The 26650-nt window shown below is 44.3% G+C and carries 20 protein-coding genes; 16 read left to right on the top strand and 4 right to left on the bottom strand.

Annotated elements, in window-relative coordinates; genetic code table 11:
* The first annotated feature begins 34 nt into the window (after positions 1-34).
* The 7 genes from hcp (at position 35) to ACZ48L_RS08865 (ending at position 10574) form a co-directional block, all read left to right on the top strand.
* Complete coding sequence (gene hcp, locus ACZ48L_RS08895) at positions 35-1687, top strand: hydroxylamine reductase (protein WP_025790897.1); 1653 nt, start codon at positions 35-37, stop codon at positions 1685-1687.
* A 1015-nt stretch (positions 1688-2702) separates the two neighbouring features.
* Entirely contained in the window at positions 2703-3476 is a 774-nt protein-coding gene (locus ACZ48L_RS08890; RefSeq protein WP_008823041.1) for a cell division ATP-binding protein FtsE, read from the top strand.
* 37 nt (positions 3477-3513) lie between these two features.
* On the top strand, positions 3514-4827 hold the full coding sequence (locus ACZ48L_RS08885) for an aspartate kinase (RefSeq protein WP_008823040.1): 1314 nt from the start codon (positions 3514-3516) through the stop codon (positions 4825-4827).
* A 92-nt stretch (positions 4828-4919) separates the two neighbouring features.
* Positions 4920-6077, top strand: coding sequence for a diaminopimelate decarboxylase (gene lysA, locus ACZ48L_RS08880; protein WP_025790900.1), 1158 nt, complete (start codon positions 4920-4922; stop codon positions 6075-6077).
* A 106-nt stretch (positions 6078-6183) separates the two neighbouring features.
* A complete protein-coding gene (locus tag ACZ48L_RS08875) occupies positions 6184-7356 on the top strand; it encodes a glycosyltransferase (protein WP_025790902.1) in 1173 nt (390 codons plus the stop codon).
* Positions 7357-8514, top strand: coding sequence for a glycosyltransferase (locus ACZ48L_RS08870; protein WP_025790904.1), 1158 nt, complete (start codon positions 7357-7359; stop codon positions 8512-8514). It begins immediately after the preceding gene.
* Between the two features lie 47 nt (positions 8515-8561).
* Entirely contained in the window at positions 8562-10574 is a 2013-nt protein-coding gene (locus tag ACZ48L_RS08865) for a fructose-bisphosphatase class III (RefSeq protein WP_025790906.1), read from the top strand.
* Between the two features lie 201 nt (positions 10575-10775).
* Here the strand turns inward: ACZ48L_RS08865 and ACZ48L_RS08860 are convergent, their stop codons facing one another.
* Complete coding sequence (locus ACZ48L_RS08860; RefSeq protein WP_006045714.1) at positions 10776-11702, bottom strand: IS982 family transposase; 927 nt, start codon at positions 11700-11702, stop codon at positions 10776-10778.
* 526 nt (positions 11703-12228) lie between these two features.
* Between ACZ48L_RS08860 and gmd the strand changes: the two genes are divergently transcribed.
* The 8 genes from gmd (at position 12229) to ACZ48L_RS08820 (ending at position 22721) form a co-directional block, all read left to right on the top strand.
* On the top strand, positions 12229-13320 hold the full coding sequence (gene gmd, locus ACZ48L_RS08855; protein ID WP_008823035.1) for a GDP-mannose 4,6-dehydratase: 1092 nt from the start codon (positions 12229-12231) through the stop codon (positions 13318-13320).
* 350 nt (positions 13321-13670) lie between these two features.
* On the top strand, positions 13671-14873 hold the full coding sequence (locus ACZ48L_RS08850; protein WP_025792995.1) for a GDP-L-fucose synthase family protein: 1203 nt from the start codon (positions 13671-13673) through the stop codon (positions 14871-14873).
* A gap of 396 nt (positions 14874-15269) precedes the next feature.
* Positions 15270-17384, top strand: coding sequence for a prolyl oligopeptidase family serine peptidase (locus ACZ48L_RS08845; RefSeq protein WP_025792996.1), 2115 nt, complete (start codon positions 15270-15272; stop codon positions 17382-17384).
* A gap of 58 nt (positions 17385-17442) precedes the next feature.
* A complete protein-coding gene (locus ACZ48L_RS08840) occupies positions 17443-18207 on the top strand; it encodes a YaaA family protein (RefSeq protein WP_464722063.1) in 765 nt (254 codons plus the stop codon).
* A gap of 45 nt (positions 18208-18252) precedes the next feature.
* Entirely contained in the window at positions 18253-18450 is a 198-nt protein-coding gene (locus tag ACZ48L_RS08835) for a hypothetical protein (RefSeq protein ID WP_025792998.1), read from the top strand.
* A gap of 700 nt (positions 18451-19150) precedes the next feature.
* The gene (locus tag ACZ48L_RS08830) at positions 19151-20149 is read left to right on the top strand and encodes a 2-hydroxyacid dehydrogenase (protein ID WP_008823029.1); all 999 of its coding nucleotides are present in this window, start codon (positions 19151-19153) and stop codon (positions 20147-20149) included.
* A gap of 449 nt (positions 20150-20598) precedes the next feature.
* Positions 20599-21198 (top strand): porin family protein, encoded by a 600-nt coding sequence (locus tag ACZ48L_RS08825; protein ID WP_025793001.1) that lies wholly within the window; start codon positions 20599-20601, stop codon positions 21196-21198.
* A 173-nt stretch (positions 21199-21371) separates the two neighbouring features.
* Complete coding sequence (locus tag ACZ48L_RS08820; protein WP_219450235.1) at positions 21372-22721, top strand: MATE family efflux transporter; 1350 nt, start codon at positions 21372-21374, stop codon at positions 22719-22721.
* Positions 22722-22784: 63 nt separating this feature from the next.
* On the opposite strand, the gene pncB is transcribed toward ACZ48L_RS08820, so the two are convergent.
* Positions 22785-23990 carry a nicotinate phosphoribosyltransferase gene (gene pncB, locus ACZ48L_RS08815; RefSeq protein WP_025793002.1) on the bottom strand — a complete coding sequence of 402 codons (1206 nt, stop codon included), beginning with the start codon at positions 23988-23990 and terminating at the stop codon, positions 22785-22787.
* Between the two features lie 61 nt (positions 23991-24051).
* On the opposite strand from pncB, the gene ACZ48L_RS08810 reads away from it, so the two are divergent.
* Positions 24052-24198, top strand: coding sequence for a hypothetical protein (locus ACZ48L_RS08810; protein ID WP_159102225.1), 147 nt, complete (start codon positions 24052-24054; stop codon positions 24196-24198).
* A 249-nt stretch (positions 24199-24447) separates the two neighbouring features.
* Here ACZ48L_RS08810 and ccsA read toward each other — a convergent pair whose 3' ends face one another.
* Both ccsA and ACZ48L_RS08800 read right to left on the bottom strand, forming a co-directional pair.
* Positions 24448-25236 (bottom strand): cytochrome c biogenesis protein CcsA, encoded by a 789-nt coding sequence (ccsA, locus tag ACZ48L_RS08805; RefSeq protein ID WP_025793003.1) that lies wholly within the window; start codon positions 25234-25236, stop codon positions 24448-24450.
* Positions 25233-26570: a cytochrome c biogenesis ResB family protein gene (locus tag ACZ48L_RS08800; RefSeq protein WP_025793005.1), complete on the bottom strand. Its 1338-nt coding sequence runs from the start codon at positions 26568-26570 to the stop codon at positions 25233-25235. Before ACZ48L_RS08800 ends, ccsA begins: the two co-directional genes overlap by 4 nt.
* Positions 26571-26650 lie beyond the last annotated feature (80 nt).

Raw genomic sequence — 26650 nt, 5'->3', positions numbered from 1 at the left:
ATTTATTTCGTTGAAGAAAACAAGAAAACAGATTATGGCAGAAAACAAGATGTTTTGTTTCCAATGTCAGGAGACAGCAAAGGGTACAGGATGTACTATTCAAGGTGTATGTGGTAAGAAGGCAGACACCAGTCGTTGGCAGGATCTCCTGCTGAGTGTGGTTCGTGGAATTGGGACAATTGCTGATTCCCTTCGTCAAGCAGGCGTGAAAACAGGTCAAGAGGTAGGCGATTACATCGTTGACTCACTTTTTGTGACCATTACGAATGCCAATTTTGATGACCAAGCTATACTTAATAAGGTTGACAAAGGTGTACAAATAAAGCGCGATTTGCTCGACCTTGCTGTTAAGAATAATGTCTCTCTTCCCGACTATCAAGAAGTAAAATGGGGCGGAGAGAAGTCTGATTACGAGGCAGAAGGTAACCGTGAGAGCATTCTTCGTAATGAGAATGAGGACCTTCGTTCGCTGAAAGAGCTCACAGTATTGGGCTTAAAGGGTATGGCAGCTTACTATGAGCATGCTTCAAGACTTGATCAGCGCAACGAAGAGATTGTTGCTTTCATGGAGAAAGCACTGGCAACGATCAGCAATCCAGCCGCTGACATGGACACTTTGCTTGCTATTGTTCTCGAAACCGGCAAGTTTGGCGTTGATACTATGGCGCTTCTCGACAAGGCTAACACACAGGCTTATGGCAATCCAGAGCTTACTAAGGTGAATATCGGTACAGGCAGCCGTCCAGGTATCTTGATTTCAGGTCACGATTTGAAGGATATTCAGATGCTTCTTGAGCAGACTGAGGGTACAGGCATTGATGTTTACACCCACAGTGAGATGCTTCCAGCTCACTATTATCCAGAGTTGAAGAAGTACAAGCACCTCGTTGGTAATTATGGTAACGCGTGGTGGAAGCAGAAAGAGGAGTTCGAGACCTTCAACGGTCCTATCGTCTTCACAACAAACTGTATCGTTCCTCCAACTCCAAAGGCAAGTTACAAGGATCGTGTCTTCACCACTAACGCTTCAGGATTCCCTGGTTGGAAGCACATTGAGGCTGATGAGAACGGTCATAAGGACTTCTCAGAGGTGATTGAACTGGCTAAAACATGCAAGGCTCCAACTGCTATTGAGCAGGGAGAGATCGTTGGTGGATTTGCTCATGCACAGGTTTTCGCACTGGCAGACAAGGTTGTTGAGGCTGTCAAGAGTGGCGCTATCCGTAAGTTTATCGTGATGAGTGGATGCGACGGACGCATGAAGAGCCGTGACTACTACACAGAGTTTGCTGCTCAACTACCAAAGGATACAGTCATTTTGACCAGTGGTTGCGCTAAATACAAGTACAATAAGCTCAATCTTGGTGATATAAACGGTATCCCACGTGTGTTGGATGCAGGTCAGTGTAACGACTCTTACTCATGGGCTGTTGTTGCTTTGAAGCTGAAAGAGATCTTTGGTGCTAACGACATCAACGACCTTCCAATCGAGTTTAACATCGCTTGGTACGAGCAGAAGGCTGTTATCGTACTGCTTGCATTGCTCTCTCTGGGCATCAAGAACATCCATATCGGTCCTACGCTCCCTGGCTTTGTATCTCCAAACGTACTGAAAGTTCTGATTGATAACTTCGGTTTGGGTACGATTACCACTGTTGAGGAAGACCTCAAGACAATGGTTGGATAAACCGTTAATCACATAAAAGCTATCCTATAAGGACGTCTTTCCACGTAAAAGTGGGGAGACGTCTTTTTATTATATAATGTTTAGAACCTGTTGTAACGGCTTTGATGATACCAAAAGAGCCAGAATCTACAGACAGGAAAAGATTTTACAGAAATCAAACTCCGATTAACCACATTTCAAGGGATAATGGTTAAATATCAGCTTTGTAACCTCCACGTTTTCAAATGGTTACAAAGAGGCTCGTAAAAGACGCCCTTTTGCATTGTAAAAGACGCCCTTTTACACATCAAAAGATGCCCTTTTGCAATGCAATACATGCCCTTTTACAATGCAAAAGGGCATGTATTGTTTTGCCAACTATCATTTCTTTTTACAACAGACAGCATCCTTCACCTCTGAATCGGTTTCTATGTATGATCCGTGCAAGACGCTCTTCACCATTCATTGCACCTTTATGCCACAGACGTCACAGGCTGACGGATACGCCAGAGAATCCCTAAAGCCTCAGCAAAAAATATGATTCCCTGCACACAACACGAATCTATCATCCTGAAAACAGCCCACGTTTCCCACTCCCCCAACCACTGATAACAAAGCGAAAGACCACGAAAATAAAGGGTAAAGCGCAATCTTCAAAGTCATAATAATTAATGGATAAATATAGATAACTGTGATTATTCCTGCTTTTTTCACCAACCAAAGATAAGGATTCGGAAGATTATTAGTATCTTTGCAGGTATATATTCATATAATGAAGCTTATGAAGCCAACGGCAATACAGTCATTGCCGCACTTCAGCCAACAGGATATCAGCTCCGAGGTAACAAGATTTAAAAAAGGAAAACTCCATTGCTGCTTATCCGAAACACCCCATTAATGACGCCGTTCTGCCAGCCATCGCCACAGCGACAATGCCCACAAGCCACCGTCCTGACGAGGCTCAGATGCACCGAACGGCTATGAACAAAGAACAAAAGAAAATAAAACGATAATCAAAAAACAGTTTGCGAGAATCATGTTAATAGACTTTAAGAAGGTAAACATATACCAAGACGAGCGTCTGATACTGAAGGATATCGACTTTCAAGCCACAGAAGGCGAGTTCATCTATCTCATCGGACGTGTCGGTTCGGGCAAGAGTTCACTGCTGAAGACCTTCTACGGTGAGCTTGACATCGACCAGGAAGATGCCGAAAAGGCTGAGGTGCTGGGCGAGAGTGTACTTGATATCAAGCAGAAACGCATCCCAGCACTGCGCCGACAGATGGGTATTATCTTCCAAGACTTCCAACTCTTACATGACCGTTCAGTAGCTAAGAACCTCAAGTTCGTGCTTCAGGCAACAGGATGGAAGGACAAAGAGAAAATCAAACAACGCATCAGAGAAGTGCTGGAGCAGGTGGGTATGATTGACAAAGCAGCCAAAATGCCGAGCGAACTGTCGGGTGGTGAGCAGCAACGCATCGCCATTGCACGTGCATTCCTCAACAATCCAAAGATCATTCTTGCTGATGAGCCAACGGGAAACCTCGACCCTGAGACGGCATCAAACATCGTCAGCATCCTGAAAGATACCTGTAAGAACGGTACAACGGTCATCATGTCAACCCATAACATCAACCTTCTGAGTCAATTCCCAGGTAAAGTGTATCGCTGCATGGAACAGGCACTGGTCCCAGTGACGAATGAAGCACAGACAAAAGACCTTGAGGAAGACAGCACTTCAGTTGAACCGCTGATTGAACCCGTGCTCGAAGAAGAGGCACAGGCAGAGGATTCGAAAGAATAAACATACTGGAAATCTACAAAGAAAACAATAGAAGATTATGAAAGTAATGAAATTCGGAGGAACATCCGTTGGCTCTCCAGAGCGCATGAAGGGTGTAGCTTCATTAGTAACAAAGTCAGGAGAGCCTACTTTCGTAGTACTCTCAGCCATGAGTGGTACAACTAATACACTCATAGAGATATCCGATTACCTTTACAGAAAGAACCCTGAAGGTGCTAACGAGGTAATCAACAATCTTGAAAGGAAGTACCTCGGGCACATTGAAGAACTGTATTCAACAGAGGAATACAAGCAGAAGACACACGATTTCATTGTAGAGGAGTTCAATTACCTGCGTTCCTTCACCAAGGATCTCTTCACTTCCTTCGAAGAAAAGAGCATCGTTGCACAAGGAGAAGTCATCTCAACAAACATGGTTGTGAACTATCTGCAGGAGCAAGGGGTAAAGGCTACATTACTTTCTGCACTCGATTTCATGCGCACAGATAAGAATGCAGAACCCGATGCACAATATATTAAGGAGAAACTGACCGCCATCATGCAGCAGAATGAGGGCTATCAGGTATATATCACACAAGGGTTCATCTGTCGGAATGCCTATGGCGAGATTGACAACCTGCAGCGTGGAGGGTCTGATTACACCGCTTCTCTGGTGGGAGCAGCCATCAATGCCGAGGAAATACAGATATGGACAGATATCGATGGAATGCATAACAACGACCCACGTGTGGTAGAAAACACGGAAGCCGTACGCCAACTGAACTTCGAAGAAGCATCAGAGCTGGCTTACTTCGGTGCTAAAATCCTCCATCCTACCTGTGTTCAGCCTGCCAAATACGCTGGAATACCCGTCAGACTGAAGAACACCATGGAGCCAGATGCCGAAGGAACCATCATTGATAACGTACTGGTAAGAGGCAAAATCAAAGCTGTCGCAGCCAAAGACAACATCACAGCCATCAAAATAAAGTCCAGTCGCATGCTCGGAGCATCTGGTTTCCTCCGCAAAGTGTTTGAGATCTTTGAGAGTTATCAGACCTCTATCGACATGATTGCAACCAGTGAGGTGGGCGTTTCCATGACTATTGAGAGCGCAACTCATCTGAATGAGATCGTTGATGAGCTGAAAAAGTACGGTACAGTGACTGTAGATACAAACATGTGCATCGTCTGTGTGGTAGGAGATCTTGACTGGAGCAACCTCGGTTTTGAGACTTTAGCCACCGATGCAATGAAGGATATCCCTGTAAGAATGATCAGTTACGGTGGTAGTAACTATAATATCTCATTCCTCATCAAGGACTCTGACAAGAAACGTGCACTGCAATCACTGTCAAAAGTGCTCTTCTAAACAAGAGAAAAGCAGAAGGATAACGGACAAAAAACAGGCTGGGTGCACATGAGAGTGCACCCGGTAATATTTCAAAATACGACACAAGACAGATGCAAAAGATATTTCCCACAGACAAATTCAAGGATATTGAGACACCATTTTACTATTATGACAGTGATCTTCTACACGAGACGTTAGAGAAAATCAACGAAGAAGTAAAACGACATGAGGGCTTTGTAGTGCATTATGCCATAAAGGCTAATGCCAACCCACGTGTACTTAGCATCATCAATCATGCTGGTTTAGGTGCCGATTGTGTTAGTGGCGGTGAGATACAACGCAGCCTTGACAGTGGATTCCCAGCCAAAAAGATTGTCTATGCAGGTGTTGGTAAGGCTGATTGGGAGATAAACTTAGGACTTGATCGTAACATCTTCTGCTTCAATGTAGAGAGTATTGCAGAGCTTGAGGTCATCAACGAACTGGCAGGAAAGAAAGGAAAGGTGGCTAATATATGCTTCCGCATCAATCCAAACGTCGGTGCTCACACCCATGCAAAGATTACTACAGGACTCGCAGAGAACAAGTTTGGCATCGCAATGCAGGACATGGAGGCAGCAATCCATACTGCTTTGGAGATGGATAACGTCCGTTTCGTTGGCTTACACTTCCATATTGGCTCGCAAATATTGGACATGAGCGACTTTCAAGCACTCTGTAACCGCATCAATGACATACAAGACAACTTGGAAAAGCAGCATATCAGGGTTGAAAACATCAACGTTGGCGGTGGATTAGGTATTGATTATCAACATCCGGATCGCATACCTATCCCTGATTTCAAGGCATATTTCAATACTTATGCACATCATTTGAAGCTGAGAGAAGGTCAGAAACTGCACTTCGAGTTGGGTCGTTCCGTGGTAGGACAGATGGGTTCACTCATCACAAGGACACTCTATGTGAAGCAAGGAACGGCCAAACAGTTCGCCATTGTGGATGCTGGAATGACTGATCTCATACGTCCTGCTCTCTATCAGGCGTATCATAAGATTCAGAATATATCCAATGATGACCCCAAACAGACCTACGATGTCGTCGGACCTATCTGTGAATCGAGTGACGTTTTCGCTAAGGCTGTAGACTTAAACACGGTTCATCGCGGCGATTTCATAGCACTTCGCTCTGCAGGAGCTTATGGTGAGATCATGGCTTCACAGTATAACTGTAGGAAACTACCCATTGGTTACATGTCGGACGAACTCTAAATGCTACACAGGATGCTGCCAGTCGGCATCCAAAACAATACGGGAAAGATGGCGCATCAGCACCTTATACCCACAAAAGACGAGAAAAAAAGAATAAAAAATACGAATGTTTACCTTTGACAATACGACCATCATCCTCTCAGCAGTGCTGCTTGTCATGGCATTGTTGACGCCTCTTGTCAGTCCTTTCTTTAGAAAAGTGAGGATGACAGAGCCTGTATTGGAGGATGAAACAGACACAGAAGAGGAGAAGAACGAGGCAAAACTACCCCCAATCTCCATCATCTTCGCACCTGATGACAATGCTGAAGAACTATCAAAGTACCTCCCACTTTACCTGAATCAGCAATATGAAGCTCCCTTTCAGGTCATTGTTGTGGCGCCACAGAAGGACAATGAGACCGAAGATGTGCTGAAAAGGTTTGCCGATAATGAGCATCTTTACACCACATTCATACCCCAATCGTCCCGATACATGAGCAGAAAGAAGCTCGCAATCACCTTAGGTGTCAAGGCTGCAAGGTATGATTGGGTACTAATGGCAGACATCTGCAGCTATCCACAGACGGAGAATTGGTTGCAGACCATAGCCAGAAACTGCACAAAAGACAAGGATCTCGTCGTTGGTTACACCCGTTACGAGGATGAAACACCTGCTTATCGACGCTTCGAACGGCTCTTTCGTGCGTTATATATCATGCGTGAGTATCAGAAAGACAAGGCTTACCGTTGCTGTTTCACTGCTCTTCTCTTCCGAAAAGGTATCTTCTTGAAGGAAGAAGGCTTCCGGGGAAACCTCAAATACCTACGGGGTGAATATGATTTCATGGTAAACAAATACGCCAAAGGGCGTAACCTTGCCTTCGAAAACACACCAGAAGGAACGCTTATAGAGGAGATTCCAACGGAAAAGATATGGAAAAACAAACATCTTTTCTATATGGAGAACCGTCAACACATGTTACGAACACCACGACACAGGATCCTTCCATGTCTTGATCAGGTGGTTCTGCATCTCAATTACCTCATGGAGATAGCTGCAATCATCACTGGTTTGCTGCTCAACCAGCTGACAATCGTTGTTGCAGCGGCGTTATCACTACTGCTGACGATGGTCCTTCGCACGGTGATAGCAAAGAAAAAGCTGAACCAATTCAATGAGAATATCCCCACATGGAGGGTTGTTCCTTACGAGATAGCCATCATTTGGCACTACATAAGTTACAAGATGATGTATCACAAAGCGGATAAAAACGACTTCATTTCACATAAAATATAAATGCGAATCATCCATTACATTGACAGATTAAAGGCAGGTGACCTACTAACAGACAGTATTCTGCGACTCACAACGGCTGAGAAGGAATACGCTGATGTGCTGACTGTCACACGCAATGACGACTTCAAGAAGATCATTTCTAAGGAAAAGCCCGACGTAGTGCACATCCATGCCTGCTGGGATTATCAGGCTTCACTGCGCACACGATGGGCTTTGGCGACAGGAACTGCCGTCGTTCTCTCTCCACACTGGGGACTTGAGGAGCGTATTCGTACCAAAGAACAGAAGATAAGGAAGTTTATGAAGTCCATGATCTACCAATATAAGATGGTACATAAGGTCGATGCAATCATGGTAAGTACGGAACGTGAGAAGCAAACCATCAACCGTCTGGGATGGAAAAAGCGTATTGACGTGGTTCCAGACAGTATTCTCAACAGCCAATTCAGCGATGATGACATGGCAAAAAGCGCTGTTGCCTTTTATAAAAAGGTGCTTGACACACGCTATCAGTCGGCTATGGGCAGCATGGAACAGGATGCTATACCAGCGCTACTACACGTTGGTCTGACGCAGGAGTCGATACATAACATCCTACCAAGCGACCAACTGCTGAACCTTCGTAGTCTGAAGCCGGAACAATGGCGTCGCATTCTGCTTTATGCGGATGATGAAGGAATAAGAGATATCATTGATAAAGGCATTGAAATGATGCAACTCAACGCCCCAAACATTGATACTGAACGCATACAACGCTATGCCTTGATGGCGCCAAAGGAGGCAAAAGCGATTGAAGACAAGAAGCTTGTGGGCAGACGACCACTGACAAAACAACGACTGAATGACAACACCAAGCGGGAAGAAAAGCTCATTCGACAGATTGCTATCATGATAGCTAACATCCAACAGGTGCAGAAGAAGCGCATGTTATCACTCCGTCATCTGGCTGATCTGTACACAATCATCAAGTACAATGACTACGATGAGGACCGACTGGCTGATGTTTTGCGCCACATGAGGTTATACAGTTTCGCACGGCGTATCATCCAGTTACTTGCTGATAAGCTGCGGTTGGAAGAAGGATACATGCCCATCAAACCTCTGAACGACCGTACAACAAGGGGCATCATCAGGCAGAACTTCACACAAAGACACTAAGAAAGAAGGACTAAAACATTACGAACAAGAAAAAGAAAGATTATTCAATGACATATAAGAAATACGACTTAAAGAAAGACGAACGTTACTTACAGCTGCTCTCACAGTCGTTTCCTACGATAGCAGATGCCAGTACTGAGATCATAAACCTTGAGGCAATAGCCAACCTTCCCAAAGGAACTGAACACTTCCTTGCCGATATTCACGGTGAATATCAGGCGTTCCAGCATGTGCTGAAGAATGCTTCGGGAAACATAAAACGTAAGGTTAACGAACTCTTTGGAGACACTTTGCGAAGCACGGAGAAGCGGGAATTGTGCACACTTATCTATTATCCGGAACAGAAACTGGCGCTGGTGAAGCGCGAGGAGAAGGACATCAAGGACTGGTATCACATCACAATATACCGCTTAGTAGAGGTTTGTAGAGACGTATCAAGCAAGTATACACGTTCAAAGGTACGCAAGGCGTTGCCTGTTGACTTCTCTTATATCATCCAGGAGCTACTGCATGAGCATGCTGACGACAAGGACAAAACCGACTATATCAGTGCTATCATCTCCACAATCATATCAACAAGGCGCGCAGATGACTTCATTATAGCCATCTGTGAGGTGATACAACGGTTGGTAATCGACCAACTTCACATCCTTGGCGACGTCTATGACCGTGGTCCAGGGGCACATATCGTCATGGATACACTGAAGGCTTACCACACATGGGACATCACATGGGGTAATCATGACGTACTGTGGATGGGGGCTTATGCCGGAAATGATGCCTGCATATGCAACGTTATCCGTATCGCACTACGCTATGCTAACATGACAACCATTGAGGATGGATACGGTATCAACCTCATTCAGTTGGCTACTTTCGCTATGGATGCGTATGCAAACGACCCTTGTGAGGAGTTCATGCCGAAGGTTTCAAAGGATAACCCACTCGATGAACGCAGTAAAACACTTACTGCACAGATGCACAAAGCCATCAGTATCATGCAATTCAAGATTGAATCGCAGATCATCAGTAGGCATCCTGAATGGAAAATGGACGACAGACGACTGCTGAACAGCATTGATTACAAGAAAGGAACAATCAAAATAAACGGGAAAGAATACACCATGCGGTCGTGCAACTTCCCTACTATCGATCCGAAGAACCCTGATAAGCTGACAAAAGAGGAAGAGGCTATCATTGAAAAACTGCACCAGTCGTTCACATCAAGTGAGAAACTGCGTGGGCATATACGCTCTTTGCTGCGGCATGGCTGTATGTATAACATCTTCAATCATAACCTGCTCTATCATGCTTCCATCCCTTTGACGAAAGACGGGGAGCTGAAAGAGGTTGAACTGAAGCCCGGATTGAAACTGAAAGGTAAGGAGCTGATGTATCAGACGGGCATGCTTATCCGCTCAGCTTTCCAAGTTCCGACGGACGAAGAGGGCGAGGAAGAGCGTGATTATGCCATTGATTACTTCCTTTATCTGTGGTGTGGACCAGACAGTCCACTCTTCGATAAGGATAAGATGGCTACCTTTGAACGCTATTTCATTGCTGACAAGGAGACGCATCAAGAGGAGAAAGGCTATTACTTCAGTATGCGTAATGATGAGAAAGTAGTGGATATGATACTCGATGAGTTCGGTGTTGAACAGCCTAATCGCCACATCATCAACGGCCATGTACCTGTTCATGTGGTGAAAGGAGAGAACCCTATCAAGGCAAACGGTAAACTGATGGTCATTGATGGGGGCTTCTCACAGGCTTACCACAAGGAAACTGGTATTGCTGGATACACCCTTGTGTTCCATTCACGTGGCTTCCAGCTCGTTCAGCACGAACCGTTTACCTCCACAGAAGATGCCATTGAGCGTGGGACAGACATTGTTTCTACGATGCAGATTGTGGAGATGAACGAACGTCGTCTGCGTGTTGAGGACACTGATAAGGGTCGGGAATTACGTCACCAGATTGATGCTCTGAAGGAGCTTCTCTATGCTTATCGGTCGGGATTCCTCACAGAACACGAGCGGAAAAACCCACCGAAGATATAAAGGAAACTCAAGGAAAGGAGGAGAAGGAGCATAGATTAAAACAAGAGAAGATCTCTTCTCACTTCTAATCTACTGTCTCTCGTCACAGATTACTGCGCCTGCAACGAATGCAACAGGCGCAGTTTTTTGTCTTGAAATACCCTTACAAAAATTAAAGAAGTATTGTTCCCAAATCAGACAATACTTGAGTTCGGGATAAGTTTAGTATGAAAAAAGTTCCAACTGCCTTGATTTTTCCACATACACTGGCAGTGCCTCTGGCTTGTTCTCAAAGAAGCAGTATGCTGTAAGGGCAGAACACAAGTTCATGATAAAGTTGTGTATCGAGCGGTGTCTTGAGTGAACAAGGTTGGCTTTGTTCTTGAGTAGTTCGTTAATGCACTCGATAATGTATCTTTTCCTCAGCATAATCTTGTCCCACATAGGCATCAGTTTGTTCTTCATCTTAGCCTTGAGCCCATGAACGAGTTGGATACCTTGACTGAACAGACTATCAAAGAGTTCCTGCTTGATGTACCCTCTATCAGCAAAGATCTTCCCAAATAAGACCTTTGCAAATACCGTCCATACCCTGCTATCTCTGTCATCCACATTTGCTCCTGTAAGACAGAACGTTATCACTTCACCAGAATCATTGCATAGCAGGTGCAGCTTGAATCCATGACACCAGCCCATGGTACCCTTTCCGTCCTTGGCGAGGCCGGCAAAGACTTTGTTGTAATATCGTCGTACATTGTGACATACGGGTATCATTGTGCTGTCAACGAATGTTATACCCGTACACTTGCCGAAGGCATAGAGCTTCATGAACAGCATCATCTTAAAGAACACTCTTGGCATGAGTTCAACGAAGCGGTTATAGGAAACCGCGTCGGGAAAATCCTGACGCATCACCCCTTTGACCCAATTCAAATAATACTCCTTGAAATTGCGATATGCGCCGAAATGATAGCATACCAAAATGGTCATAATCTCACTTTCCGAGAGTCTGCCCTTGCGGTTTCGGTAGCGTTTGCCGTCACTGTTATGGGACGGTAGACGCAGGTTTTTCGCTAATTCGGCACTCAAATTCTTATCAAACTCGTCGATTATACAGAAAATTTCAGTAACTTTGTCCTTGGTAATCATCGTTCAAAAATCTTGTAATCTATTGATTTTCACCTATAAAGATACGAATTTTTGACGAGATTACCAACTTTTTCAAGCCTTTTCTTATCCCGAACTCGCGTAGACAATAATCACTAAAAAACGTCTTTGTAACCTTTGGAGTATCAAGCAGTTACAGATAGGCTTGTAAAAGGTGCCCTTTTGCGTTGTAAAACATGCCCTTTTACACTTCAAAAGATGCCCTTTTACATTGCAAAAGGGCATCTTTTACTATGCAAAAGGGCCTCTTTTGTTTTCCGAATAGGAATTTATCTTACAATCACCCCATATCTTCCCTGCTTTCATTGGATATCCATCGGCATTGGAAACACCCTTTCCTGCACTGCCAAAGAACAGCTTCGCCACTCCCCTATATTATATAATAAGGTGTAAACATGAAAGAATATCCCCATCGTATAGTATGATATTTAAATTTAATTCGTATCTTTGTGCATTCTTTAGGGAATATAACTAACGAAAGAAACATAATATATAAACATCACATAGAATGGGAAAGATTGCTCTTATCACTGGCGTAACTGGTCAGGATGGCTCTTATTTAGCAGAGTTATTACTCAGTAAAGGTTATGAAGTACATGGTACGATTCGTCGCTCATCGGTTGATTATCGTGAACGTATCGCTCATCTGGAAGGAAAACCACACTTCCACTTGCATTATGCCGACCTTGGCGACTCAATGAGTATCCTCGGTGTGATCAGCAAGGTACGCCCAACAGAGATTTACAACCTCGCTGCTCAGAGCCATGTTCAGGTTAGTTTCGACTCTCCAGAGTTCACTGCTGACGTTGATGCAGTGGGCGTTCTGCGTATCCTTGAGGCTGTTCGCCAGCTCGGAATGACGGAGAAATGCCGCATTTATCAGGCTTCCACATCCGAACTCTATGGTAAAGTGGAGGAAGTTCCACAGAACGAGAACACCCCATTCCATCCCTATAGCCCTTACGCTGTGGCTAAACAGTATGGCTTTTGGATTGTGAAAGAGTACCGTGAGGCTTACAACATGTATTGCTGCTCAGGTATTTTGTTCAATCATGAGAGCGAACGTCGTGGCGAAACCTTCGTTACCCGTAAGATAACACTTGCTGCTGCACGCATCAAACAAGGGAAGCAGGATAAGCTTTATTTGGGTAATCTCGGTTCACTTCGCGACTGGGGATATGCCAAAGACTATGTAGAATGTATGTGGTTGATACTCCAGCAGGACAAACCAGAGGACTTTGTGATTGCTACAGGTGTGCAACACAGTGTACGTGAGTTCTGCTATCACGCCTTCAAACGTGTCGGAATAGAACTCGAATTCAAAGGTGAAGGCATGGATGAGAAGGGTATTGACAAGGCAACAGGTAATGTTCTCATCGAGGTAAGTCCTGATTTCTATCGCCCAACTGACGTGGTGAACCTCTGGGGTGACCCAACAAAGGCAAAGGCAAAGCTTGGTTGGAATCCTAACAGTACCAGCTTTGAGGAGCTTGTCAACCTGATGGTAGACAGCGATATGGCTAAGGTCGCATCTGAAGGTGCCGCTGAAAAGGTTAGAACGAACCTTGAAGAGTATCTGGAAAAGGGTATCGTGAAGTAGCAATAAGGCTCGGAGTGCAGCCCCATCCCTCCCCTTTGGGAGGGTGATGTGTTGGGGTATGGACAGTTGAAGAGTAAGAAACAGAACACTTCATTGGGCTCTTTTGTCTTCAGAAGAAGATGATGATTGGAGTCGATGGAGGGGGTCATACAGGCAACATCAGACTGACTCAGATAGCACTTCGAACACATGTAAGTTTTAAACAATAATATAATAAGGTATATTCCGCCATCTTTCCGCTTCTGATATAGAAGGTTACAGCACCTATATATGGGACATTCGTAAAGTGAAACCACATCCCCTTAGGCGCTTTCTCCCCACAGGGAGGGTTGAGACGGGGCTTTTTTCTTATGGATAAGAATAGTAAAATATACATTGCTGGGCACCATGGGCTGGTTGGATCAGCCATTTGGAACAACCTAAAGCAAAGAGGTTACACCAATCTTGTGGGCAAAAGCCACAAGGAACTCGACCTGACTGATCAGCAGGCAGTAAAGAAATTCTTCGATGAAGAGCGTCCTGACGCTGTCGTTTTGGCTGCAGCCTTCGTCGGAGGTATCATGGCTAACTCGCTATATCGCGCTGATTTCATCATGCAAAACATGAAAATGCAGTGCAATGTCATTGAACAAAGCTATCTACATGGCGTAGAAAAGCTGCTATTCCTTGGTAGTACGTGCATCTATCCTAAGAATGCTCCACAGCCAATGAAGGAAGATTCGTTGCTCACATCACCTCTTGAATATACCAATGAGGAGTATGCCATTGCAAAGATTGCCGGACTGAAGATGTGTGAAAGCTATAATCTGCAGTATGGAACGAACTATATCGCTGTCATGCCAACCAACCTCTACGGTCCGAATGATAACTTCCATCTGGAGAATTCACATGTTATGCCAGCGATGATGCGCAAGATTTACCTCGCAAAACTTATCCATGAGCATGATTGGGAGGCTATTCGTAACGACATGAACAAGCGTCCTATCAACCCAACTGACAAGCTTCGGGCTGAGATTGGAGAAGGAAATGTGGACGGAAAGAACACGGAAGAGCGCATACTAAAGGCTCTTGCCTTCTACGGAATAGAAGATAATAAGGTGACATTGTGGGGCGATGGCAGTCCACTTCGTGAGTTCCTGTGGAGTGAAGACATGGCTGATGCCAGCGTACATGTGCTGTTGAATGTCGATTTTAAGGACATCATAGGTATCGAGAAGTACTCAAGTGTCTTCTATGGAGCAAAGATTGACGGTGCTGTAGACCGTAATAACTCGGAAGGAAGAGGGGGTGCTATCCCTTCATTGGGCGAGATCCGCAACTGTCACATCAATGTTGGAACGGGTAAAGAACTGACCATTAAGGAGCTGGCAGAACTTGTTAAGAAGACAGTTCACTTCACTGGAGACATCATTTGGGATGCAGATAAGCCCAACGGAACGCCCCGTAAGCTCATTGATGTTGAGAAACTCCATCGCTTAGGGTGGACACATAAGGTTGAAATAGCCGATGGTGTGGAGAAACTTTACGAATGGTATCAACAAAGTTTGAAGTAAAATGAAGTGTCTTCCATCCTTTTTCATCGCATGAGAAGGGGTGGAAGACATCTTGTTTTCATACTTTTCATGGTGTTTCTGATGGGATTTCTCATTGCCCAAGCACATGAAATACTCGACAAAGTATTGAAGTTGCGAGTGTTACTGATGGGATTTCACAATGTCCACACACATGAAATACTCGACAAAGTATTGAAGTTGCGAGTGTTGCTGATGAGCTTTCTCATTGCCCACACACATGAAATACTCGACAAAGTATTGAAGTTGCGAGTGTTGCTGATGGATTTCTCATTGCCCACACACATGAAATCAACCCTCTCTTACAAGGGAATACGATGCTTTTCAATGCCGATAATCATAACATCTACCTATAATTTCACAAAAACTATTACTATTATGAGAAAACATCTATTGTTAACAGCGGCAATATTAACCGCAACAAACATGGTAGCACAGAAGATTATTTATCCTCAAGCACCCAAAGATGGCACAGTAGATACGTACTTTGGCGTGCAAGTTCCTGACCCTTACCGTCCTTTAGAGAACGATAGTTCACGCGCAACTGCCGACTGGGTGAAGGCTGAAAACAAGATAACACAGGATTATCTGTCCCGTATTACCTTCCGTTCTAAGCTCCTTAAGCGCATGAAAGAGCTTGTAAACTACGAGAAAGTGTCTGCTCCGTCTTACATAAAGCAGACTGGTAAGTGGTATTTCTATAGGAATAGCGGTCTACAAAACCAAAGTGTGATGTACGTTATGGACCGTTTGGGCGATGAAAAGAACGCCCGTGTCTTCCTCGACCCTAACAAACTGTCAGATGATGGTACGGTAGCTTTGAAGGGAATCAGCTTCTCTCACAACGGGAAATACGCTGCTTACAGTATCTCACGCAGCGGAAGTGACTGGCAAGAGTTCTACGTTATGGATGCAAAGACGGGCAAATTACTTGATGATCACATTGTTTGGGCGAAGTTCTCAGGTGCTTCCTGGCAGGGAGATGGCTTCTATTACAGTGCTTATGACGCACCACAGAAGGGGCGAGAGTTCAGCAATGTCAACTCAATTCAGAAGATTTACTATCACAAAATAGGCACTCCACAGTCGCAGGATGTCCTCTTTTATCAGAATCCTGCTAACCCAATGCGCTTCTATTCGGTGTATGTAAACCAGGAAGAGACGATGATGTTCCTCACGGAAAGCGGTGCCGGATCAGGTAATAACGTATATGTTCGCGACCTACGCCAGCCCAACAGCCAGTTCATTCAGATGACATCCAACCTCGATCTACAGTATAGTCTGGTTGAAACCATCGGAGATAAAATGTATTTCCTTACCAATGACGGTGCTCCAAAGAACCGTTTGATGGTTACAGACCTTGCTCATCCGGGCTTCAACGAGTGGAAAACGCTTGTTCCAGAGGCTAAAGACATGCTTGAAAGTGTGACGTTTGCCGACGGAAAGATGATTCTTAACTACATGAAAGACGCTTCAAGCCACGCTTTTGTTTACTCTTTAGATGGTAAACAACTGTCGGAAATCAAGTTCCCAACCTTTGGTAGCGCGGGCTTCTATGGTGAAAAGGACCGTAAGGAAGTGTTCTTCTACTTCTCATCCTTCACCGTTCCAGGTTCAATCTACCAATATGACCTCGCAACGAACACCAGTAAGGTGTATGTTTCACCGAAGGTTAAGTTCAATGAGAGCGACTATGTCAGCGAACAAGTGTTCTATCCAAGCAAGGATGGCACACGTATTCCACTCTTCATCACCTATAAGAAGGGTTTGAAACGCAATGGTAAGAACCCTGTTTATCTATATGCTTACGGTGGATTCAACATCGCTATGCCTCCTCATTTCTCATCAAATCGCATTCCTTTCCTTGAGATTGGCGGCATATATGCCCAAGCTTGTCTGCGTGGTGGTAGTGAATACGGAGAGGAATGGCACCTTGCTGGAACGAAGATGAACAAGCAGAACGTCTTTGATGACTTCATCTCAGCTGGCGAATGGCTGATAAAGAACAAATATACAAGCAAGGATTACCTCGCTATCGTGGGTGGTTCGAACGGCGGATTGCTCGTTGGAGCCTGCATGACACAGCGTCCTGACCTCTTCAAAGTATGTATTCCAGAGGTGGGAGTAATGGATATGCTGCGCTATCATAAGTTCACCATCGGTTGGAACTGGGCTCCTGACTATGGAACAAGTGCTGACTCGAAGGAGATGTTCGAGTATCTGAAGGGCTACTCCCCACTCCATAACCTCCGACCAGGCACTCATTATCCTGCCACACTCATTACTACTGCGGACCACGATGACCGTGTTGTACCTGCACACTCCTTCAAGTTTGCAGCTACTTTACAAGCTGATAATGCAGGAAACACACCAACACTCATCCGTATTGACACCAAAGCAGGACACGGAAGTGGGAAACCTCTGTCGAAACAGTTGGAGGAACAGGCTGACATCTACGGCTTTATCCTTTATAACATGGGGCTAAAGTATTGATAAACAAGTGGAAAAGGAGTTAGAGAAGTGAAAGAGTTTAAGGCTTAAAAAGAAAGAAATGCAAATCATACTGGCATCAGCAAAGATAATGAACAGCACCACTGAGGTGCAAGTACCCAACACTCATCAGCCTTGTTTCCGACAAGAAGCGGGACAATTGGCGCTGGAATTGGGTGAGATGTCAGCAGAAGAGCTTGCTACAGAGCTGCATTGCAACAAGAAGATAGCCGTGGAGAACAAGCTGCGATGCCAGGATTTCTTCAACGAAAAAGCGGCTTTGCCTGCAATATTGGCGTATTATGGACAGGCATACAAGTGTCTGAAGGCACAGGAATACAGTAAAGACGACCTTCGTTATGCTGATTCTCATCTTTGGATAACGAGTTTTCTCTATGGGCTGCTGCGTCCTTTAGACCTTATTCATCCCTATCGGCTGGAAGGAAAGACGAAACTTCCATCGGCTGATGGGGCCAATATGTTTGCTTATTGGAAACCCCGACTGACGGATATGCTGATTGATGCGGTGAAGAAGGACGACGGAACGCTTGTTCATCTGGCTACGGAGGAGTTTCAACATCTTTTCGATTGGAAAAGAATCCTGAAGGAAGTGCATGTCATCCAGCCGCTTTTCATGGTCGACCAGGGTACTCGGTTGAAGGCTGTCAGCGTCTATGCAAAGAGTTGTCGGGGAGCAATGACGAGCTTCATCCTGCGCAACCGACTCTCCTCACCTACTGATTTACTGGGTTTTGAGTACGAAGGTTTTACGTATCAAGCCAACTATGGCGATGCCGAACACCCACATTTCATCTTAAGAGCATAACAGATTCCAACCGCAAAAGTCAATTCTTAAATATCAATTCACATCATGTCAATAGAAGAATATCGCCAAGAAATCCTCTCAATACTCCTCAATGTAAAGAACAAAAAGGGCGAACCACGCTTTGATGAAGCATCAGCTAAGGAGCTTCTTCGCCAACTTTCAGATGAAGAACTGGAGGAAGGTATGCTCTTTAATACGCCTGAAGACGTGGCTGAAGTGCTCTCCGAGGTGGGGAAACTCTGACAGTTACGATTGCAAGGGAGCTGTAAGACTCATCTTCATGGCTTGCTCCTGAAAGAAGAAAGATATGCAAATGGTGTTTTTGAAATAACCTTACATATTTCAACTCGCCATTGATTGAAAATCAGAGTAAATCCTATTAAAACAGACTTTGTAACTATCAAGGAATCAAAAGGTTACAAAGAGGCTTGTAAAAGGTGCCCTTTTGCGTTGCAAAACATGCCCTTTTACTCATCAAAAGGTGCCCTTTTACAATGCAAAAGGGCACCTTTTGCATTGCAAAAGAGCATGTATTGGTTAGCATACCATGAAATTCTATTACATACACTGTCCTTCCTCGCTCTCTGGTTCTATATAAGCACGAAAAGAAAGGAGCAACCTCCGCGATGAATTTGTCAGTTTCTTGCTTTACACTTTCGTTCTTTTTGAGTCTAACAGACTGGTACTTTAATATCTATAGAATCATTATAAACATGGATAATCTGCGTTATTTATAGCCCATTTTCCTCCCTATTTTTTCTAATTCTATACTTGCAAATATTACAAATAATACGTAACTTTGTAGAGTCTTACGCAAGACACTGGATAACTTGAAGATAGTAGATTACCTGAGACATTAGAAAATGTAAAGAACTCTCTTAGACATTAAGATGCAAGGGATTATCTAAAACACAATTATAATTATTAAAAACAAACAGGTTTCATGGCAACAAGGATAGCTTTTTTCGATGCAAAATCGTATGACAGAGAGTCATTTGATGAGGTAAACAAAGATTTTAATTTCGATATTCGCTACTACGAGGAGCGTTTAAGTATCAGTACTGTACCCTTGGCAAAGGGAGCTGACGTGGTATGTATCTTCGTTAACGCTGAGTGTGACGCACAAGTGATTGACGAGTTGGTGGCAAATGGTGTTAAACTTATTGCACTTCGTTGTGCTGGTTTCAACAATGTTGACCTCAAAGCAGCCGAGGGTCGCATCAGAGTAACACGTGTTCCTGCTTATTCACCACATGCTGTTGCAGAGTATGCAGTGGCATTGATGCTGAGTCTGAACCGTAAAATCTATCGTGCTGTGAACCGTACACGTGACGGAAACTTCACCTTGCACGGTCTGTTAGGCTTTGATATGTACGGCAAGACGGCTGGTGTCATCGGTATGGGACGCATTGCCAAGGAGCTAATCAAGATTCTTCACGGCTTCGGAATGAATGTGATGGCGTACGACTTGTACCCAGATGAGGAGTTTGCAAAGCAATATGGCGTGAAGGTTGTACAGTTGGATGAACTCTATGCCAATAGTGATATCATCTCATTACACTGTCCGTTGACGCCAGATACGAAGTTCTTGGTCAACAAAGACAGCATCGCCAAGATGAAAAAGGGCGTGATGATCATCAATACTGGTCGTGGTCAGCTTATTCATACAGAGGATCTTATCGAGGGATTGCGCACAAAACAGGTTGGATCAGCAGGTCTTGACGTGTACGAAGAGGAGAAAGAATATTTCTATGAGGATAAGAGTGACAAGATGATTGACGATGATGTCTTGGCTCGTTTACTCATGGTTCCAAACGTGGTTCTCACCTCTCACCAGGCATTCTTCACCAAAGAGGCTCTCTATAACATTGCCGTTTCAACGCTCAACAGTGTGAAAGAGTTTGAAGAAGGTAAGGAACTGAGCTGTGAAGTGAAGCATTAAGAGTCTGAAGAAAGCAGGGTTCTAAACTCGAAAGGAAGTGATTGAAACTTCAAGAAGATAAACTTTCGGACTTGAAAAAGAGGTATTAAGAACTCCCTAAAAGCAGGGTTCTAAACTCGAAAGGAAGTGAACGAAGCTTGAAACGGACTGTTCTTTGGGTGCGAATCACCGCTTCTTTCAACAGATTCGTTGCACATATACATAATGTATCATCATGCATATATATAATAAGGTGGGCACATGCAGTATGGCAAAGTGCCCACCTTATCACGTAATACACGTAAAGCATTCGTATATGTAATCACCTTAGATAACGATAATAAATACTATTTAACGCGCAATTCTTTGAAGATTATATTTATTACTATATCTTTGCCCCGTTTTAAAGAGTAATAAGAAATCAGTAAATTGTATTCATTAGATATTTACTAAACTAAAAAAAGAAAGTTATGAAAAAGGTTTTATTTGCAGCATTGATGATGTTTTCATCAGTAGGAGCATTCGCTCAGCACGCAGTTGGTTCATTTAATCTTCAGCCAAAGATTGGTGTTAGTATCGCAAACCTTACTGATATAAAGGATTCTGACCCACGTGTAGGTCTCGTTGCAGGTGTTGAAGGAGAGTATCAGGTTAGCGATATCTTCTCAATTAGCGCTGGTGCACTCTATTCTATGCAAGGTGCGAAAGGCACATCAGACTTTATTGTCGCATCAACAACAGCTACTACGAAGCTTGATTACATCAATGTACCTATCATGGCAAACGTTTATGTTGTCAAAGGTCTTGCTGTTAAGTTGGGTATTCAGCCCGGTTTCAAGGTTAGTAGTTCTGTAAAGACAGACACTAGCACTCCTTTTGGCACAGGAACTGGTAGCCATGACATCAAAGCACAGTCTGTTGATTTCTCAATTCCAGTAGGTGTTTCTTACGAATACAGCAACTTCCAGCTCGATGCTCGTTACAACTGGGGCCTCACAAAGGTATTTGAGAACGGTAAAGATAAGAACAGTGTATTCCAGATTACACTTGGTTATAAGTTCGATTTGTAATCAAAATTACACATCATAAACCATAAAAGAGGGGACGATTTATCGTCCTCTTTTTTGTTTTTAGTCAATGAATAACACACGAATGAGACTAAATAAGGCTCTATTTGTATGAAAATACAGTTTTTTTTCGTACCTTTGCGGCCGATTGTATCAGTCCATTTAAAATTAACTTTATGAGCTATCAGTTTGCGAAATACGCAACCCACTATCGTAATCTCACTTATTTAGGCGTCCCAATCATCATTGGTCAGCTGGGAAACATCATCCTTAGCTTTGCCGATACACTGATGATCGGGCATCATAGTACGCAGGAATTGGCGGCAGCAGCCTTTGTTAACAACATGTTCAACCTCGTTATCATCTTCGCTTTGGGCTTTACTTATGCCGTAACAGCGCTTGTTGGCAACCTATATGGGCAGGAAAAGACGGGAAGAATTGGTGAATTGATGAAGAGTGCAGTAGCTGCTAACACGTGTATGGCACTGATCTTGGTAGCGGGAATGTCCCTACTCTACCTTAATCTGCACCGTTTAGGACAGCCGGAGGAGCTCCTTCCGCTGATGCGTTCCTACTTTCTGATACAGTTAGTGTCGCTACCTTTCGTGTGTTGGTTCAATACTTTCAAGCAGTTTGCTGATGGAATAACCGACACAAGGCTCCCTATGTGGGTACTGATAGCAGGAAACGTGATGAACGTATGCGGCAACTGGGTGCTTATATATGGTAAGTTCGGCTTCCCAGAGATGGGACTGGACGGTGCAGGACTATCCACTATGGCATCCAGAATCATGATGACTGTCGTGATGGCTACGATCTTTTTCTTTAGTAAAAGGTATAAAGAATATCACAAGGGATGGCAACAAGGCAAGATTAACCGTACTGATTTCAGACAGATCACATCTATCGGACTACCGCTTGCACTGCAGATGGGTATGGAGACGGCAGCCTTCAGCCTGTCAAGTCTTATGGTTGGATGGATCGGAACGACGGCTTTGGCTGCGCATCAGGTGATGTTGACCATCTCACAGTTGGGTTATATGATCTACTACGGACTGGCTTCTGCTGTGGCAGTACGCGTCAGCAACTTCATGGGACAGCGTGATTATGAAGCCGTAAGACGCAATGTCACAGCTGGATTCCACCTTGTTCTGCTACTTGCTGTGGCTACTTCGGTCCCAATCTTCCTGCTCCGCAACAGCATTGGAGGGTTGTTTACCGACAATGCAGCCGTTACATCCATGGTGTCTTTGACCGTTATACCCTTTATGGTATATCAGTTTGGTGACGGATTGCAGTGCAATTACGCCAATGCCATGCGTGGAATAGCCTATGTGAAACCACTGATATGGATTGCTTTCATTGCCTTTTTCATTGTTTCCCTACCCTTAGGTTACTTGTTGGGAATACAGTTAGGCTATGGATTAGTAGGTATATGGTTTGCCTTCCCATTTGGTCTTACGACGGCAGGCGTGCTCTATTACCTCTATTATAAGAAGGGATTAAGACAGATTGAAGCACGATAAAACAATTACCCCCAGCTCCTCTCCGAAAGGAAAGACGCTGGGGGTAACTGTTTTCTGACGGTTTTAACCCTTGTAATGGATTGCTTCCATGAACCGTTGGATGACTTCTGGCTTACCAGTATGCTTGCCATTGTCCTCTGATATCTTGCAAGTATCGTTATAGAAAGGCCATAACTCCGTTATTTTCACCGACACCAGCTTGATAACAATATTCATTGGCTTCACGTGAGGGAAGTCATTCGTGAAGTGAGTACCGATGCCGAAGGATGGTTTCACCTTACTTTCAGCATACTTCTGTATCTCTATCGCACGGTCAGTGTCCAACGCATTGGAGAACAACACCTGCTTGTCACGGGCGTCAATACCGAAGGATTTATACTTATCAATGATCTTTTCCAACTGCTCAATGTTGTCTCCAGAGTCAACACGAAGCCCTTTGAACTGGTTGGCAAAGTCCTCTGAGAAGTTATAAGAGAAGATATCCCACCCGAAAGAATCGTAAAGATAAGTTCCAAGTGCACCACGATAGGTCTTACGCCATGCTTCCATAGCCATGTAATTCGCCATTTGCGGACCGAACATACCACCGATTGCACAGATAAACTCATGCGCCATGGTGCCGACAGGCATCAGATCATACTTCATTGCAAGGTGGATATTACTCGTTCCAACGAACCTTCCCTTCCACTGACGGCTCTCATAGCAGTCTTTCATAGCACGGACGGCAGTGTCTTCAGCCACTAAACTGGCACGACGACGTGTACCAAAGTCGGAGAAAACACACCCTGCTTCAAGCAAACGTTCAGCCTTATGATAGGTCTTATCATATAGTTCCTGATAATCAAAGCCTTGTGCTTGCTCATTAAAGAGGTAAAACAACTCTGAAACAATAGCCAAAACCTTCACTTCAAGTAGGATTGTATCAGCCCATAAGCCCTCAAACTCAATGTGCAAATGGCCTTCTTCGCTTTGCCAAACCTTCACCCAATCACGTGAAAAGCGGAATCCTCGGAGGTAAGTAAGGAACCATTCTGGAAGATAATTGCATTTTCTGCGGAGGAAACGGATCTCTTCATCGGTGATAATGACGGACTCAAGCAATGCTATCTGGTGTTCCACTTCACGCGCAAAGCCCTCTGGATAAACCGTATCATCACGGTCTACGAACTGATAACATACGTGTGCACGTGGGAAATTGTCAATGACGGCACAGCACATGGTCAACTTGTAGAGGTCATCATCTGTGAAATATTGGATAATTTGTCGCATAATATGTATTCTTTTTCAGGTGTCAAAAGTATAAAAAAGATATGGAAAGACAAAGCGTTTTATGGAAAAATGCCGATTGATGGGCTTCTTCCACAGATTATATGACACAAAGCTACATGCTGTAACATTGCAGAAGACAGCATCGGATGTCCTGCTTTCAATCGGCAGACAGGAGTACCTGGCAGGGCGGGAAGAAGACATTATGTAATAAAAAATCGTAGTGTATAAAACAATACATGCCCTTTTGCATTCCAAAAGGGCATGTTTTGCATTGTAAAAGGTGCCCTTTTGAAGTGTAAAAGGGCACCTTTCGCAGGTCAAAAGGGCGTCTTTTACAACCCTATTCATAACCTACTGATAGTCTTAAAGTTACAAATCAGAAAATGAACGCTTTCGTTTGATTTTAGAATTTATATATATGTTAGTTTTGTAAAGGTAATTCTTAGCACAACAATACTTAGCTTAAGTTATACGTATGTACACTCACACCCTGTGCAGAAGGAAGGTAATTGATTCCCCACCAGCACATCTGAAGCAGACAGAAGGCAATGATAAGCACCCACAACGCAGGACGAATGTCGCGTGAACGGTACTGACGATAGTGTACATAGACCAGATAGGAAAGCCAGGTGATGGCTGCCCACGTCTCTTTAGGGTCCCATGACCAGTAATGTCCCCATGCTTCTTTCGCCCAAAGGGCACCCATGAGCATGCCAAGGGTCATGAAAGACAATCCAACATAGGTGAGATTATCAGTAATCTCCATCTCTTTCGCAGTGTCATCGCCTTTCTTGAAGAAGAGCAGATACACTGACATGACCACCGCAGCACCCAAAAGTGCATACGCCATCATGTAGACTATGACGTGAGGAGCAAACCATGGACTCTGCAAAGCAGGCATAAGGGTCTTGGAATGAATCTCTGGTTTGAAGAGATTGACGCATACAAAGACGGTTGCAAGGAGTGTTGAGAAACTCAATATCCACTTGTATTGCCAACGACTGTAGACAATGACGCCTGCCAAAGGAAGGAAGAAGCTGTACCAAAGACGCGTCTCGCCCATCGTACGGAGCGGCGGACGCTCCAGAGTTATCCACATAATAAGGATGTAAGCAAAGAAAATGGCGAGTCCAAAGCCTGTGGTGGCAAAAGCCAAAGCACGACGATTGCGCCATGCAGCCCATGCGCCTGTTGCCCACAAGACTACTGATACCAATGCGAAAATAATGAAATAACTCCAGATCATGGCTCTACCTCCTTCTTACGACTTGCTGTCAGGAACATCCCAACGGCACCTATTAATAACATGAATATACCTATATAAACTACTGGTAACCAAGGATCGGTCACTAATTCGAAGACACTCAGATTGCTCCATTTGCCCATCTGCTCGTTATAACTGAGCTGATAAATCTTCCAACCCTCAATGGTGAAAGGCTTGTTGACCTCTATCTCCGTCTGAATGTTTTGTCCACTTTGGGTGTAAATATTAACAAGTGAAGCGAAACGACGTGGTTCGCGGTTGGGCATGGCTAACATTCGGCCGTCTTTCAGGCGCAATGCTTGATAAGGGAAGAGGTAACTGCCACTGGTAATCCAGCCTGTCACAACTTGCTTCTGACCTTTTATCAGATTCGAATCACTACTGCCGTTGGCATTGACACCTCTCGTCACTCTTACCAATAACGCACAAGCTGAACCGGAAGCATCACTGGCAATGTAGCCATCCTTGTTCCTTGCCTGTCCTAAAGAGTCCATACGGATGTTACCCATCATACCTTCGGGCATCTTACCGATCATCTTACTGAGCATAACAGGTACTGCATTGTCAATACGTTTGAGTATATCTATCTTGCAATCAAGCAGTTGTCCGCTCTTCATTCCATTATCAACAAGTAGGTTCTCGGGCTTGTCCTGAGGAAGAGGACGCCCAGTCTTGTCAATCAACATGAGCTTGGGAGGATACTCATCAATGGTGAACTTCTCCAGTTGTATAGCCACAGGAAGCTGATGAACATTGTTAAACGCATCCAAACCACGCCACTCTGGCTGACCAGTTTCGCAATACATCTTCACACGAAGCATGTCTGCACTACCGAGTGTGCCGCATGTCAGAATGAGAAACAGTCCGACATGGCTTACCAATGTAGGGAAACGACGCCATGAGAAACGTGCTATCTGGTTGATAGTAACCTCTCCTACGATAGCTGTCATCCATACATAGACTAAGATAAATGGCCAGAAACTGAGCATTTTCGTTAGTCCGACAGGATCCATAGGACGCTTTCCTTCTGCCACTTGCTTGGTAACTCCCATGATAAGAGTGAGTATTGCCGCAGCTGCAATAGCAGGTATCGCCGCTTGCATGGTGGACATGAAGAGGCAGAAATACGACCGCTTACGTAACAAATATGCTACGATAAGAAGGAAAACGAATAAGATGAGAGTGATAAAATTGGCCGGCCAAGCGAAGAGTCCCCACTCTAAGGGACCTAATGTTACCTGTAATAATCCGCCTGTAACCAATAATCCAGCGACGATTGCTGTACCTTCTTTCAGAGTATAAGGCTTATTCCACATAGATACTATTGATATTTGATACTAAAATGTTCACTGATAAAAGTGTTGAAAACCCTTTTCTAATATTTTAAAGCTCATGC

The sequence above is a fragment of the Prevotella histicola genome, assembly GCF_055385135.1.
The sequence above is the reverse complement of the archived record's forward strand: the minus strand, read 5'-3'. Positions and strand labels throughout refer to the sequence as shown.